Annotated in this window: 11 protein-coding genes; 4 read left to right on the top strand and 7 right to left on the bottom strand. The window is 64.4% G+C overall.

Annotation, left to right across the window (positions count from 1 at the left end; translation table 11 throughout):
- Nucleotides 1–78 precede the first annotated feature (78 nt).
- The 3 genes from EJ070_RS11455 to EJ070_RS11445 are packed head-to-tail and all read left to right on the top strand — an operon-like array spanning nucleotide 79 to nucleotide 2,848.
- Complete coding sequence (locus EJ070_RS11455) at nucleotides 79–726, top strand: thiamine diphosphokinase (protein ID WP_126091462.1); 648 nt, start codon at nucleotides 79–81, stop codon at nucleotides 724–726.
- 1 nt (nucleotide 727) lies between these two features.
- Nucleotides 728–2,548 (top strand): ABC-F family ATP-binding cassette domain-containing protein, encoded by a 1,821-nt coding sequence (locus tag EJ070_RS11450; protein ID WP_126091461.1) that lies wholly within the window; start codon nucleotides 728–730, stop codon nucleotides 2,546–2,548.
- Nucleotides 2,549–2,605: 57 nt separating this feature from the next.
- On the top strand, nucleotides 2,606–2,848 hold the full coding sequence (locus EJ070_RS11445; protein WP_126091460.1) for a type II toxin-antitoxin system CcdA family antitoxin: 243 nt from the start codon (nucleotides 2,606–2,608) through the stop codon (nucleotides 2,846–2,848).
- A gap of 53 nt (nucleotides 2,849–2,901) precedes the next feature.
- On the opposite strand, the gene EJ070_RS11440 is transcribed toward EJ070_RS11445, so the two are convergent.
- Entirely contained in the window at nucleotides 2,902–4,683 is a 1,782-nt protein-coding gene (locus EJ070_RS11440; RefSeq protein ID WP_126091459.1) for a hypothetical protein, read from the bottom strand.
- 67 nt (nucleotides 4,684–4,750) lie between these two features.
- Entirely contained in the window at nucleotides 4,751–6,049 is a 1,299-nt protein-coding gene (locus tag EJ070_RS11435) for an adenylosuccinate synthase (protein ID WP_126091458.1), read from the bottom strand.
- Between the two features lie 267 nt (nucleotides 6,050–6,316).
- On the opposite strand from EJ070_RS11435, the gene EJ070_RS11430 reads away from it, so the two are divergent.
- Entirely contained in the window at nucleotides 6,317–7,249 is a 933-nt protein-coding gene (locus EJ070_RS11430; protein ID WP_126091457.1) for a DMT family transporter, read from the top strand.
- A gap of 122 nt (nucleotides 7,250–7,371) precedes the next feature.
- On the opposite strand, the gene serA is transcribed toward EJ070_RS11430, so the two are convergent.
- The 5 genes from serA to glmM form a co-directional block, all read right to left on the bottom strand.
- Nucleotides 7,372–8,973: a phosphoglycerate dehydrogenase gene (gene serA, locus EJ070_RS11425; protein ID WP_126091456.1), complete on the bottom strand. Its 1,602-nt coding sequence runs from the start codon at nucleotides 8,971–8,973 to the stop codon at nucleotides 7,372–7,374.
- A 69-nt stretch (nucleotides 8,974–9,042) separates the two neighbouring features.
- The gene (locus EJ070_RS11420; RefSeq protein ID WP_126091455.1) at nucleotides 9,043–10,218 is read right to left on the bottom strand and encodes a phosphoserine transaminase; all 1,176 of its coding nucleotides are present in this window, start codon (nucleotides 10,216–10,218) and stop codon (nucleotides 9,043–9,045) included.
- 196 nt (nucleotides 10,219–10,414) lie between these two features.
- The gene (locus tag EJ070_RS11415) at nucleotides 10,415–11,281 is read right to left on the bottom strand and encodes an outer membrane beta-barrel protein (RefSeq protein ID WP_126091454.1); all 867 of its coding nucleotides are present in this window, start codon (nucleotides 11,279–11,281) and stop codon (nucleotides 10,415–10,417) included.
- Between the two features lie 207 nt (nucleotides 11,282–11,488).
- Nucleotides 11,489–12,331 (bottom strand): outer membrane protein, encoded by an 843-nt coding sequence (locus EJ070_RS11410; protein ID WP_126091453.1) that lies wholly within the window; start codon nucleotides 12,329–12,331, stop codon nucleotides 11,489–11,491.
- A 306-nt stretch (nucleotides 12,332–12,637) separates the two neighbouring features.
- A complete protein-coding gene (gene glmM / locus EJ070_RS11405) occupies nucleotides 12,638–13,990 on the bottom strand; it encodes a phosphoglucosamine mutase (RefSeq protein WP_126091452.1) in 1,353 nt (450 codons plus the stop codon).
- Nucleotides 13,991–14,321 lie beyond the last annotated feature (331 nt).

The following is a 14,321-nucleotide window of genomic DNA, read 5'->3' as shown; positions in this document are numbered from 1 at the left end:
TTACTCCGTAACGAGCGCCGTTCCGTTTGGATGCGCCCGGCTTCCGTTTCGCGGGCGGGGCTGGTAAGGGCGACGGCCATGGGCACATTCACCATCCTGCTTGGCGGCGAACTCGTCCGCACGCCTCGGCTCGATCGCCAGATCGAAGGCTCGCGCGTCATCGCCGCCGACGGCGGCATCGGCCATGCCCGCATGCTTGGCCTCGTGCCGGAGCTCTGGGTCGGCGATTTCGATTCGGTGCCCGCGGACCTGCCGGAGGATCTGGCCGCCGTGCCGCGCAAGATCTTCCCGGCCGAGAAGGACATGACTGACGGCGAGCTCGCAATCGCCGAAGCGCTCGCGCGCGGCGCCACCAGCCTGGTGCTGGCCGGCGCCTTCGGCGGCAGGCGCGCGGACCATGCCTTTCTGCATCTGGCGCTTGGGCTTCGGCTGGCCGAGGCCGGCACCAATATTCTGCTGACCAGCGGCGCACAGGAAGGTGTCCCCATCCTGCCGGGGAAACCAGCCGGCTTCGACTATGCCGACGGCACGCTGTTTTCGGTGCAGGGCTTCTCCGATCTCACCGGCCTGACGGTCACCGGCGCAAAATGGCCGCTCGATCGCGTCAAGGTGGCGTTCGGCTCCTCGCTCACTATATCGAACGAGGTCAAGGGACGGCTCGAGATCGCGCTCGAGCGCGGCCGGGCGCTGCTTCTGGCCCACCCTTATCCTCTTCCCGAAAGCTGACATGGCTCCGCCTCTTCTCAATCTCGACGGCATAAAACTGACCTTCGGCGGCACGCCGCTGCTCGACGGCGCGGCGCTCAGCGCCTCCGCCAGCGAGAAGATCGCGCTGGTCGGCCGCAACGGCTCGGGCAAGTCGACGCTGCTCAAGATCGCTGCCGGGCTGATCGAGCCGCAGGACGGCGAGGTCTTCCGCCAGCCTTCGGCGACGGTTCGCTATTTGCCGCAAATGCCCGACATGGACGGCTTCGCCAGCGTGCGCGCCTATGTCGAGGCGGGGCTGGGCCCGGCCGACGATCCGCATCGCGCCACCTATCTCATGGACCATCTCGGCCTGACCGGCGAGGAACGGCCGGACGACCTTTCCGGCGGCGAGGCGCGCCGCGCAGCCCTTGCCCGCGTCATGGCGCCGGAACCCGACATCCTTCTGCTCGACGAGCCGACCAACCATCTCGACCTGTCGGTCATCGAATGGCTGGAAGAGGAGCTTGCCCGCACCTCCTCGGCCGTCATCCTGATCTCGCACGACCGCCGCTTTCTCGAACGCGTCTCGCGCGCCACCGTCTGGCTCGACCGCGGCCAGACGCGGCGGCTGGACAGGGGCTTTGCGCATTTCGAGGAATGGCGCGACCAGGTGCTTGAGGAGGAAGAGCGCGAGCAGCACAAGCTCGGCCGCCAGATCGTGCGCGAGGAGCATTGGCTGCGCTATGGCGTGACCGCCAGGCGCAAGCGCAACATGCGCCGGCTCGGCGAGCTGCAGGCCATGCGCCAGCGTTTCCGCAGCCATCGCGGCGCCGAGGGCACGGCGACCATGGTGGCGAGCGATGCCGCCGAATCCGGCAAGCTGGTGATCGAGGCCAAGGCCATCGACAAAAGCTTCGGCGACCTCACCGTGGTCAAGGGTTTCTCGACCCGCATCCAGCGCGGTGACCGTGTCGGCCTGGTCGGGCCGAACGGCGCCGGCAAGACGACGCTGCTCAAGATGCTGACCGGCGAGCTGACGCCGGATGCCGGCTCCGTGCGGCTCGGCGTCAATCTGGAGATCGCGACGCTCGACCAGAAGCGCGAGGCCGTCGATCCGCAGGAGACGCTGGCGCACTACCTGACCGACGGGCGCGGCGAGAACCTTGTGGTCAATGGCGAGCAGCGCCATGTCGTCTCCTACATGAAGGATTTTCTGTTCAAGCCGGAGCAGGCGCGCACGCCGGTGCGCGAGCTTTCGGGTGGCGAGCGGGCGCGCCTGCTGCTCGCCCGCGTGCTGGTGCGGCCGGCGAACCTCCTGGTGCTCGACGAGCCGACCAACGATCTCGACATGGAGACGCTGGAACTGCTGCAGGAACTGGTCGCCGGCTTTGCCGGAACGGTGATCCTTGTCAGCCACGACCGCGATTTCCTCGACCGCACCGTCACCAGCGTGATCGCGCCCGACGGCAGCGGCCGCTGGATCGAGTACGCCGGCGGCTACTCCGACATGCTGGCGCAGCGCGGCGGCTCGAGGCTCGAGGAACGCAGAGCAAGGCCGAAGGCCGAAACCACCGACGCAAGCTCTGCGCCGAAAGGCGAGCAGGCGACCGCGAAAGGCCCGGCGAAGAAGCTTTCGTTCAAGCAGAAATTCGCGCTGGAATCCCTGCCGAAGAAGATCGAGGCGGTGACGGCCTCGATCTCGCGGCTGGAGAACAACATCGCCGACCCCTCCTTCTACGAGCGCGATCCGGTCTCGTTCCAGAAGACCATTGCCGCCCTCGACAAGGAGCGCACGACGCTCGCCGCACTTGAGGAAGAGTGGCTGGAGCTGGAGATGCTGCGGGAGGAGATGGAAGGGTGACGCGCTTGCTTGCGAGCTTCGTGGCGTTTTACGATACGCACGATCGGAGGCTCCAACATGCTTCGGCCCGGTTCCAGATCTGAGCGAAAATCAGTCAGACTCTCTATTGACTCTCGGCTGATCGAGGACGTCAAGGCATTGGGCATAGACATTTCCAGCATCGCCGAAGCGGCTATCGCGGCGGCGGTGTCAGCTGAAAAGACACGTCGATGGCAAGATGAGAATAGGGAAGCCATCGATAGCTGGAATGATTACGTCAGGCGCCACGGCCTGCCCTTGGCCAAGTACCGCCTGTTTTGATCCCGTAGCAGGTTTTGCGATCCTCCGGAAAAATCCGAGGATCGCCCCCCACCTCAACCCGACGTCTTCGTCGCCCAGGCCTTCAGCGCCTCATCAAAAACCTTCCCGCCGGGGATGCCCTTTTCCATGGTGAGCAGCGCACGGCGTCCGGTCTTGTAGACCACCGGCACGTCGATCCAATCCTGTCCCCTGAGCAGCGTCAGGTTCGCGTCCTCGTCGGCCTTGGTGTCGTTGAGCGCGACGAGGAAGAAGCCGTCGGCGATCTTGGCCGGGATGCCGATCAGCGGGCTGCCGGCATCCTGTTCCGAACTCTTCATGGCGATGCGCAGGATGTTGTCGACGCCGCCGCCGTCAAACCCTTCCGGCGTCAGGAAGATCATCTCGATGATGTGGCTCGCAGGCAGGGTCTGGTCGGTATTGCGCCGGATGGTCATCCTGAGCTGGATGTCCTTGCCCGGTATCGTCGCCTCGGCGCGGATCGCCGGCTCCGGCGGCAGGTCGCCGCCCGGCGATTCCTGCACCAGCGACCAGACGATGCTGCCGGGCTCGGCCGTGCCCTGCTGCGTGCTGGTGCGCTCCTCATAGAAGATCGCCTTCTGGCCGACCGGCACCGTCGCTTCGGCCGTCGCGGGCGCGGGCGTGGTCCCAGACGCGGGTGGCGTGGTGCCGGCCGCCGGCGGTGTCGTCCCCGCGGCAGGAGGCGTAGCGCCGGCAGCCGGCGCGGGCGGATTGGCCGCGGCATCGGCCGGCGCCGGCGGCGTTGCGCCCGGCGTTTGAGCGGCCGCGCCCGGCGGCGTGCCGGCAGCGGGCGGGGTCGTCGTCGCAGGCGCGGGCGGCGGCACGGTTGCGGCCGGCGGCGGCGTGGTCAGCGCAGCGACCGATTCGCCTTCGCCGATCGTAGCCTGCCCGCCGGCGGGGCCGGGATCGACCTCTTTGCCATCAGACGTCAGGCGCTGGGTGAACTTGGCCGTCTCGGTCGGCTCATTGGCAGCGGCCGCGTTGTTGCCCGCGGCGGGCGGCGTGGCCGCCGTCTCGGTGGCCGGCTTTGCCGGGGCGGGCTTGACCAAAGGCTCGGTCGAGACCGTCTTGCTGCCGCCGCCGTTCAGGCCGAGCATCGAGCGGAACGCATCCTTGTTCAGCCAGACGCCATAACCGCCACCGGCCAGCACCAGCAATGCGACAACGGCCGCGATCAGCCCGCCATAGCTGCGTCTGCGCGGCGCCGGCCGCAGCCGCTGGAAAGTATCGGCCGGCTGCTCGTCATTGGCGAAGACATCGCTGCCGTCGTCCGGCTCGGCGGCGTTCGTGCCGGGCAGGCCGACGTCGTCCTCGCGCGGCGAGGGCATCGGCGGCTGTGCCGAAGGCACTTTGTGCCAACCGCCGGGTTCCGTCTTCGTTGCCCCTTGCCAGCTTGGTTCCGTCTTTGCTGCACCTTGCCAGCTCGGTTCCGCCTTCACCGGTGCCGGCGCCGGCTTGAAAGGCTCCGGCTTGGCCGGTTCGGGCTTCGCCACCGGCGGCTGCCGCACATGGCTTGGCTGGTTCTTGTTGCGGTCGATCGACGAGAAGATATGTTCCAGCTCCGCCAGCGGATCTTCCGCCGGTGCCGGCTTGGGCGCCGGAGCCGGCGCTGTATACTCCCGTTCGACGCTGGAAATGGCATCTTCCAGCGAACGCTTCTGCTTGGCGATGACATCGGCGGACAAAGGAGGAGAATAGTCCGCGAGCTTCTTCGCCAGTGCCCCACGAGCATTCTCGTAGATCCGCTTGCGCAGCTCGGGCGAGGGCTCGCCGTGCTTCTCAAGCTGCTTTTTCAGAACACTAACGAAATCCGCCATGCGTCAGTCGACCTGCATTCTTTCCCCGGGCCGCAAATCAGTCGTAGCGCCGGGAAGGGCTGTGAAACTAGTCTTGAAACGGGTCGGTCACAAGTATCGTGTCGTCCCGCTCCGGGCTGGTGGAAAGCAGCGCAACCGGGGCGCCGATCAGCTCTTCGATGTAGCGGACATATTTGACCGCTTGCGCCGGCAGATCGTTCCAGCTCCTGGCGCCCGCCGTCGTCCCCTTCCAGCCTTCGAGCGTCTCATAGACGGGTTCGACGCGCGCCTGCGCACCCTGGCTTGCCGGCAGATAGTCGATCAGCTCGCCATCGAGGCGGTAGCCGGTGCAGACCTTGATCTCGTCCAGCCCGTCGAGCACGTCGAGCTTGGTGAGCGCGATGCCCTTGATGCCGTTGACGGCGACAGCCTGGCGCACCAGCACGGCGTCGAACCAGCCGCAGCGGCGCTTGCGGCCGGTGACGACGCCGAATTCGTGGCCGCGCGTGCCGAGGAACTCGCCGATCTCGTTCTTCTGCTCGGTCGGGAACGGACCTTCGCCGACGCGCGTCGTATAAGCCTTGGTGATGCCGAGCACGTAGCCGATCGCGCCGGGCCCGGTGCCTGAGCCGGCCGCCGCCTGTCCAGCCACCGTGTTGGACGAGGTGACGAAGGGATAGGTGCCGTGGTCGATGTCGAGCAGCGTGCCCTGCGCGCCCTCGAACAGGATGCGCTCGCCCGCGCGCCGCTTATCGTCGAGCACTTTCCAGACGCGGTCCATGTAGGGCAGGATGTCGCCGGCCACCGAGGTCAGTTCCTGCATGATCGCCTCATGCGTCGCCTCGGCATGGCCGAGCCCGCGGCGCAGCGCATTGTGATGCGTCAGCAGCCTGTCGACCTTCAGGGGAAGCGTTTCCAAATCCGCCAAATCCATCACCCGGACGGCGCGCCGGCCCACCTTGTCCTCGTAAGCGGGACCGATGCCGCGGCGGGTCGTGCCAATCTTGGTTCCGGAATTCGAGGCGGCGTCTTCGCGGAATCCGTCCAGCTCCCGGTGCAGCGACAGGATAAGCGCGGTGTTTTCGGCTATTTTCAGGCGCTCTGGCGTCACGTCCACGCCCTGCTCCTTGAGCTTCGCCACTTCCGCGACGAAGGCATGCGGATCGAACACCACGCCATTGCCGATGATCGACAGCTTGCCCTGCCTGACCACGCCGGACGGCAGGAGCGACAGCTTGTAGACCTTGCCGTCGACGACCAGCGTATGACCTGCATTGTGGCCGCCCTGGAAGCGCACGACCACGTCGGCACGTTCCGACAGCCAGTCGACGATCTTGCCCTTGCCTTCGTCGCCCCACTGCGAGCCGACGACCACCACATTGGCCATGTTCTTTTCCCTTGAGATGCCGCCTTAGCGGCTGAAACGACAGGCCTCTATAGACTCATGTGCCGGCCGATGCGACCCTTTCTTTGCCGCCGAAAACCCCAGAGCATGGTGCCGAAAAGTGGAAGCCGGTTTTTCGGAAGAGATCATGCTCCAACCGTCATCCTGATCCAGGCACAACAAATTCCGGCTTTCGCATCATTTACTTGGCCCGGCCGTCGCAATAGGTCGGATTAGCTCCTCAAACGCGTCCCCGCACCGGATTGAGCAATGCATCGAGCCGCCTATCTGTTCCTTCTCTCCACCACGCTGCTATGGGGCGGCAATTCCGTGGCCGGCAAGCTTGCCGTCGATCACGTGTCGCCGATGACGCTGGTCTTCCTGCGCTGGGTATTGGCAGTGCTGATCCTGCTGCCCGTCGGCTGGCGGGCGTTTCGCGAGGACTGGCCCGAATTGCGCCGGCATTGGCTGCTGCTCGCCGGCCTCGGCGCCTGCGGCTTCACGATCTTCAACGTCATCTTCTACACGGCGCTGAACTACACGACCGCCATCAACGTCTCGATCGAGCAGGCCGCCATACCGATCGTCATCATCCTTGCCAATTTCGTGCTGTTCCGCCTGCATGTGCAGCGCCTGCAGATCGTCGGCGTGGCGCTGACCATCGTCGGCGTCGCCCTCACCGCGAGCCATGGCGATCTCAGCCAGTTGCTGAAGCTCGAGCTCAATTTCGGCGACGCCATCATGCTGGTCGCGGTTCTCTGCTACAGCCTCTATTCGGTGGGGCTGCGTCTGAAGCCCGCCATCCGCTGGCAAAGCCTGATGCTGGCTTTGTCGTTCGCCGCGCTTTTGACCTCATTGCCCTTCTTTGTCTGGGAAGTGGCGGCGGGCCGCGTCATCGTCCCGGACGCGAGAGGATGGACGATCGCGTTCTACACCGCACTCGGCGCTTCCGTCGTCTCGCAGATCTTCTACATTCGGGGCAATGAGCTGATCGGCGCCAACCGAGCCGGGCTGTTCATCAATCTGGTGCCGATCTTCGGCACGCTGCTTTCGGTGCTGATCGTCGGCGAGCGGTTTGAGCTCTATCAGGGTCTTGCGCTCGCGCTCGTGCTCGGAGGCATCGCGCTGGCCGAATACAGCGGCAGAAGGGCTACCTTGCGGATGCTGCGATCTCCCTTGCTGAATACGCAAGGCAGCGATTGACAATGACGATGCATGATCGAGCCCGCTTCCCCTACGAGTGAGATCTGACAAGGCCTGATATTATGGAAACGCCCCGCTTGCTGCCACAGGCGGGGCGTTTCCATTTCAGGCGATTGGCGCGTTCACTCGCTCCCGACGTCGAACCGGAGCGGCTTGGCCGAGTCGATCGACTCGTGCGCCCGCAGCTGATCCAGCACCTTTTCCGGAAACGGCGCGTCGAGATAGAGCAGCGCGATCGCATCGCCGCCCGGCCGGTTGCGGCCGAGCTGGAAGTTGGCGATGTTGACGCCGTTCTCGCCGCAGACGGTGCCGAGCAGGCCGATGATGCCGGGCGCGTCGGCATTGGTCGTGTAGAGCATATGCTGGCCGACCTCGGCGTCGAGGTTGATGCCCTTGATCTGGATGAAGCGCGGCTTGTGGTCCGAGAAGCAGGTGCCGGCGATCGAGCGCGTCATATGCTCGGTGGTGACGGTTAGCTTGATATAGCCGTCGAAGACACCCGACTTGTCTCGCTTGACCTCGGCGACGATGATGCCGCGCTCCTTCACCATGATCGGCGCCGACACCATGTTGACGTCCGAGACCTGCGGCCGGATCAGGCCGGCAAGGGCGGCGCTCACCAGCGCGCGCGTGTTCATCGTCGCGGTCGAGCCGTCGAACAGGATCTCGACCTCCTTGATCGGATCCTCGGTGACTTGGCCGACAAAGGCGCCGAGCACCTCGGCGAGCTTGACGAAGGGTTTTAGCCGCGGTGCTTCCTCGGCGGTGATCGAAGGCATGTTGATGGCGTTGGAGACGGCGCCCTTGATCAGGTAGTCCGACATCTGCTCGGCAACCTGCAGCGCGACATTCTCCTGCGCCTCGGTGGTCGAGGCGCCGAGATGCGGGGTCGCCACGACATTCTCCATGCCGAACAGCGGATTGTTCTCCGCCGGCTCGACTTCGAACACGTCGATACCGGCGCCGGCCACCTTGCCGCTCTTCAGCGCGGCAACCAGGTCGGCCTCGACGACCAGGCCGCCGCGCGCGCAATTGATGATGCGCACGCCGTCCTTCATCTTGGCGATCGCAGCCGCGTCGATGATGTTGCGCGTCTTGTCGGTCAGCGGCGTGTGCAAGGTGATGAAGTCGGCGCGGGCGAAAAGCTCGTCGAGCTCGACTTTCTCGACGCCGAGCTCCTCGGCGCGGCTGTCCGACAGGAACGGATCGAAAGCCACGACATGCATCTTCAGGCCGACGCCGCGGGTGGCGACGATCGAGCCGATATTGCCGCAGCCGATCACGCCCAGCGTCTTGCTGGTGATCTCGATGCCCATGAAGCGGTTCTTTTCCCACCTGCCGGCATGCGTCGAGGCGTTGGCCTCCGGGATCTGGCGCGCCAGCGCGAAGATCATCGCAACGGCGTGTTCCGCCGTGGTGATCGAATTGCCGAAGGGCGTGTTCATCACGATGATGCCCCTGCGGCTTGCCGCCGGGATGTCGACATTGTCGACGCCGATGCCGGCGCGGCCGACGACCTTGAGCCTGGTTGCGGCATTGATCAGCTTCTCGGTGACCTTGGTTGCCGAGCGGATGGCCAAGCCATCATATTGGCCGATCACTTCGAGCAGTTTTTCCTTGTCCTTGCCGAGATCGGGCAGGTAGTCGACCTCGATGCCGCGATCCTTGAAGATCTGCACGGCGGTGGTTGAAAGCTTATCCGATACGAGAACGCGGGGCGCCATGGCGGCCTCCTTCAAAATGGGATTGATCCGTGTGGGGATCGGCGGCCCGAAGGCCGCCGTGCAATGATCTCAGGCCGCCGCCTTGAGCGACGCCTTCTGCGTGGCGAAGGCCCAGTCGAGCCATGGCAGCAGCGCCTCGAGGTCGGACGTCTCGACGGTCGCGCCACACCAGATGCGCAGGCCGGGCGGCGCGTCGCGATAGGAGCCGATGTCGTAGGCGACGCCTTCCGTGTCGAGCGCCGAGACGATGCCCTTGGCGAACGCCGCCTGACCGTCGGCATCGAGCGCCGCCACTTGCACGTCGGTAAAGGAGAGGCAGACCGAGGTATTCGAGCGTGTCGCCGGATCGGAGGCCAGGTGGCCGAGCCATGGCGACTTGTCGACGAACCGATCGAGCACCGCGGCATTGGCGTCGGCGCGGGCAATCAGCGCGTCCAGGCCGCCGATCGACCTCGCCCATTGAAGCGCATCCAGATAGTCCTCGACGCACAGCATCGATGGCGTGTTGATGGTTTCGCCCTTGAAGATGCCTTCGATCAGCTTGCCGCCCGAGGTCAGGCGGAAGATCTTCGGCAGCGGCCAGGCCGGCTTGTAGGTTTCCAGCCGTTCGACGGCGCGGGGCGACAGGATCAGCATGCCGTGCGCGCCCTCGCCTCCCAGCACCTTCTGCCAGGAGAAGGTCACGACATCGAGTTTTTCGAAGTCGAGCCTCTGGGCGAAGGCAGCCGAGGTGGCGTCGCAGATAGTCAGACCCTTGCGATCGGTTGGAATGAAATCGCCGTTCGGCACCCGCACGCCCGAGGTCGTTCCGTTCCAAGTGAAGACCACGTCGCGGTCGAAATCGATCTTGGTGAGGTCCGGTAGTTCGCCATAGCCCGCTTCGAAGCGGCGCACGTCGGCGAGCCTGAGCTGCTTGACCACATCGGTCACCCAGCCGGAACCGAAGCTTTCCCAGGCGACCATGTCGACGCCGCGCTCGCCGAGCAGCGACCACAGCGCCATCTCCACCGCGCCGGTGTCGGATGCCGGCACGATGCCGATCCGGTAGCCGGCCGGAACCTTGAGGATTTCGCGCGTCAGCTCGATCGCCTGCTCGAGCTTGCCCTTGCCGATCTTGGCGCGGTGGGAGCGCCCGAGCGCGGCAGCCTTCAGCGCCTCGGCCGACCAGCCGGGACGTTTTGCGCAGGGACCTGAGGAGAAATTGGGATTTGCCGGACGGAATCCGGGCTTGGTAAGCGTCGTCATCGTGAGTCTATCCTTCCAGATAGTGGCCCCTCGTTGGGGAGGGGTGGCCCACGGACGGCGATATGCGTTCAGGCTGTCGGCGTCAAGAGCAAAGTTTTTGTCGCTGGCGGGATACTTGCATAGCCCCGACTACGCGCCCTGAAGCAAAAACGGCGGACCGGTGATCCGCCGTCGGCAATTTTCCAGGCTTTGTCGCTCACCAAAGGTCGTAGCGCAAACCCAGCTTGACCGTCTGATAATCGATGCCCTTGTGAACATTGAAGGCGCCGTTGTCATAGGCGACATATTTGCCGCTTGGGATCGAGAAATACTCGTAACCGAGGTCGACGGAGAGATTTTTGCTGACCTGATAGGACAGACCCGCGCCGATCGAATAGGCCAGGTTGAACTTCGCCTCTGAGTCCTCGGAGCCACCATAGCCCGCGGGATCGTCACAGGTGAATCCGCCAGCACCGCTCGAATCCGGATCAACTTCCACGCATTTCCGTTCGCCCTGGGTCTTGAAATACTTGTTGTAGGCGATGCCGACGCCGCCACCGATATAGGGCGTGAGCCCGACATAGGTGCCCAGGTCCACATAGCCATTGGCCATCACGCTGTAGCCCTTGTTGGTGGCCCGGTTGGTGGCTTCGCAGTCTTCCGTGGCGGCAACTGACTGGATGATCGCTGTGCCGCCGACGATAACCAGGTTGTTCGTGTGACCGGCGCAGCCATTCGGCACCAGGGCGTGGTCGCCGAACTTATTGGTGGGCAGGATGCCGCCATTGAGCTCGACCCTGAGAAAGTCGTTCAGGTGGTAGCCCATGCCGATGCTGCCCGTGAACAGGCTGCTATCGTTGGTGAAACTCGTAGACCCGCTTGCCGATATCTGATGCTCAAACGGATGGCTGAAGGCGTAGCCGACATCGCCGCGCAGGTACCAGCCCGAGCCGACCTCGACCGGCTGATAATCCGGCGCCTGGTCGACATAGATCGGCGGATCGTAATCGGCCGACAGCGCCTGTGTCGCCGGCATCAGCACGATTGCGGCGAGCGCCAGTGCGATACGCGATTTTGATGTCATGGTCCCCGGCTCCTGAAGTTGGCGCCAGTCGCGAACGCGAGCACAGCTGCCGTTTCCAGGATGCATTGTTAACCATACTGGTTAAGTGGCGGTTAAGGATAACAGCCGGTTACCGAATTGATTTCGATGACATTTTACCAACCGCGCGCAAACGAAAACCGCCCGGCTGGCGCCGGGCGGTTGGAAAATTTCCGGTCTTCGAAGCGATTACTTGGTGTAGATCGGCTCCGGCTCCGGTACGTAGGGTTCCGGCGGCGGGGCGCAGTCGGACCTGCCGAACTGATAGCGCAGGCCACCGCGAACTTCATGCACGTTGATGCCGCGATCGTAACCCGGGCCGACATTGCTGTCGGAAGCGTATTCGAACATCTTGCCGCCATTGATATGGCTGTAGCGGTAGCCGACGTCGAGCTTGACGCGATCGGTCAGGCAGTAGGAGGCGCCGGCCATGAGCGCGTAGGCAAAGCGCCAGCCCTTGCCGCCGGCATGCTCGAACGAGCCGTCGAGATCTGTGTTGTGCAGCGTGTCCCACTTGACCCAGGCGCCGCCGATGCCGGCGCCGACATAGGGCGTGACACCATGCCAGGTGCCGATGTCGACATAGGCATTGGCCAGAAGCAGCAGCGCCGAATAGGACGAGGTGTCGACGGAGGTACAGGGCACCCCGCCGGCGCAGAAGCCATCGGTCGAACCGCTGAAATTGGACTTGGCCAGCCAGTCGGCGGTGAGGTCGGTGCGGAAATACTGATTGACCTGGTAACCGACGCCGGCGCCGGCGGAGAAGGCGCCTTTCAGCTTGCCGCTGGCGAAGCTGCCCTGGGTCTGGGGCGCCGCGCCGTAGGTGATGTAGTCGCCGCCGCCGAAGCGCGACCAGTGGTAGTCGATATCGCCGCGGATGTACCAGCCGCCGACATCGACCGGCTGGGCCTCGACGACTGGCGGCGGCGCCTCTTCGACCGGAGGCGGTTCCGCGAGGTCGGCGGCAAGCGCCGGCCCGGCCACACCCGCGAACAGCGCGGCAAACAATGCCATTCTTGCTGTATTCAACATGCTGTCACCCCTAAGAAGCCTCGGGACGACATCGCCCGAAGTTGAACCTCGGCGTGGATAATGAAGTGCAAAAGTTAAAAGCCGTTTAACCGTACCGATTAACCACGAATCTATACAATTTTAGAGGGAATGCCGTTGTCCCCGGGCCGCTGCGGGCGCGCACGAAAGCCCGCCGGGCGGCGGGCTTGTGGATGCGGCGGGCTCGGCTGGCGCCGGCTGTCAGGGCAGTTTCAGGAAAACTGCGTAGCGGTGAGGTTCGGCGACTTCGCCGTGGCCTTCCGTCCGGAATTGCGTAAAAGCAAATAGTTAGGCGGCGCTGCGGGTTTCCGAAAGGATGCCGACGATGTCGTTGACGACGGTCTCGACCAGTTGCGGATCGTCGCCTTCGGCCATGACGCGGATGAGCGGCTCGGTGCCGGAAGGCCGGATGACGAGCCGGCCGGCCTTGCCGAGCCGGTTGCGCGCATCCTCGATGGCTGCCTTGACCGGCGCCTCCTCCAGCGGCTTGCCGCCGGAGATGCGGACATTCTTCAGAACCTGCGGAACTGGTTCGAACTTCTTCGACAGCTCGCTGACCGGCCGGTTCTGCCGCTTGATGCAGGCCAGCACCTGCAGCGCCGAGACCAGACCGTCGCCGGTGGTCGAGAAATCGGAGAGCACGATATGGCCGGACTGCTCGCCGCCGACATTGAGGCCGTGCGCGCGCATATGCTCGACCACGTAGCGGTCGCCGACCTTGGTGCGATGCAGTTGCAGCTTCATGTCGCCGAGGAAGCGCTCGAGACCGAGATTGGACATCACGGTTGAGACCACGCCGCCGCCGGCCAGCCGCCCGCTCTGGTGCCAGGATTCGGCGATCAGCGCCATGATCTGGTCGCCATCGACGATCGCGCCGTTCTCGTCGACGATGACCACGCGGTCGGCGTCGCCGTCAAGCGCGATACCAATATCGGCGCGCACCTCATGCACCTTCTTCTGCAGGCCGGCCGGATGGGTCGAGCCGCACTCCTTGTTGATGTTGAAGCCGTTGGGTTCGACATTGATGGCCACCACCTCGGCGCCGAGTTCCCACAGCGCCTCGGGCGCCACCTTGTAGGCGGCGCCGTTTGCGCAGTCGACGACGATCCGAAGGCCGGAAAGCGACATCGAGCGCGGCAGCGTGCGCTTGGCGAATTCGATATAGCGGTCGTGGACGCCGTCGACACGCTTGGCGCGGCCCAGCCCATCGGAATCGGCAAGCGCAAGCTCGATATCCTTGTCGAGCATGCCTTCGATGCGCTCCTCGATCTCGTCGGAGAGCTTGTAGCCGTCGGGGCCGAACAGCTTGATGCCGTTGTCGTAGTAGGGATTGTGCGAAGCCGAGATCATCACGCCGATATCGGCGCGCAGCGAGCGCACCAGCATGGCGACCGCCGGTGTCGGAATGGGTCCGAGCAGGAACACGTCCATGCCGGCGGCGCACAGGCCCGACACCATCGCATTCTCGATCATGTAGCCGGAAAGCCGCGTGTCCTTGCCGAGCACGACGCGGTGCCGGTGATTGCCGCGCTGGAACGAAAGCCCGGCAGCCATGCCGACCCGCATGGCGACCTCGGCCGTCATCGGAAACTTGTTGGCGCGTCCGCGGATGCCGTCGGTGCCGAAATACTGCCCTGCCATGCCTGCCAATGTCCCCGTCGGTTTCAGCCGCCCGTAGTGCCACAATTGGGCCGCATCCGATCATCACATTTCGTGATTATATATTACCCTTCCTTAGAAAATCATTGTCGCTGGCGGTTCAAGTGATTCGACAGCCTACCACGACCTCTCACTGTAGCGGCAATATACCAGCCGAGGCGAGCTTTTCTATCCAAAGCCGCCCGGAAGAACCTTGTTTGCGCGACCAACCGCAAGCAATTCATCACCTTGTCGGGAGCAACACACTTTGTGACGGCGTCCACGCTGGAAGCATCTGGCGCAATCCGAAGTTGAGAGCTATTGATTTGGTATA

This window comes from Mesorhizobium sp. M1E.F.Ca.ET.045.02.1.1 (assembly GCF_003952485.1).
Taxonomy (GTDB): Bacteria; Pseudomonadota; Alphaproteobacteria; order Rhizobiales; family Rhizobiaceae; genus Mesorhizobium.
The sequence above is the reverse complement of the archived record's forward strand: the minus strand, read 5'-3'. Positions and strand labels throughout refer to the sequence as shown.

Bases quoted from the DNA above. Each gene is read 5' to 3' on its own strand.
- EJ070_RS11455 (WP_126091462.1), top strand. From the start codon at position 79: ATGGGCACATTCACCATCCTGCTTGGCGGCGAACTCGTCCGCACGCCT.
- EJ070_RS11450 (WP_126091461.1), top strand. From the start codon at position 728: ATGGCTCCGCCTCTTCTCAATCTCGACGGCATAAAACTGACCTTCGGC.
- EJ070_RS11445 (WP_126091460.1), top strand. From the start codon at position 2,606: ATGCTTCGGCCCGGTTCCAGATCTGAGCGAAAATCAGTCAGACTCTCT.
- EJ070_RS11440 (WP_126091459.1), bottom strand. From the start codon at position 4,683: ATGGCGGATTTCGTTAGTGTTCTGAAAAAGCAGCTTGAGAAGCACGGC.
- EJ070_RS11435 (WP_126091458.1), bottom strand. From the start codon at position 6,049: ATGGCCAATGTGGTGGTCGTCGGCTCGCAGTGGGGCGACGAAGGCAAG.
- EJ070_RS11430 (WP_126091457.1), top strand. From the start codon at position 6,317: ATGCATCGAGCCGCCTATCTGTTCCTTCTCTCCACCACGCTGCTATGG.
- serA (WP_126091456.1), bottom strand. From the start codon at position 8,973: ATGGCGCCCCGCGTTCTCGTATCGGATAAGCTTTCAACCACCGCCGTG.
- EJ070_RS11420 (WP_126091455.1), bottom strand. From the start codon at position 10,218: ATGACGACGCTTACCAAGCCCGGATTCCGTCCGGCAAATCCCAATTTC.
- EJ070_RS11415 (WP_126091454.1), bottom strand. From the start codon at position 11,281: ATGACATCAAAATCGCGTATCGCACTGGCGCTCGCCGCAATCGTGCTG.
- EJ070_RS11410 (WP_126091453.1), bottom strand. From the start codon at position 12,331: ATGTTGAATACAGCAAGAATGGCATTGTTTGCCGCGCTGTTCGCGGGT.
- glmM (WP_126091452.1), bottom strand. From the start codon at position 13,990: ATGGCAGGGCAGTATTTCGGCACCGACGGCATCCGCGGACGCGCCAAC.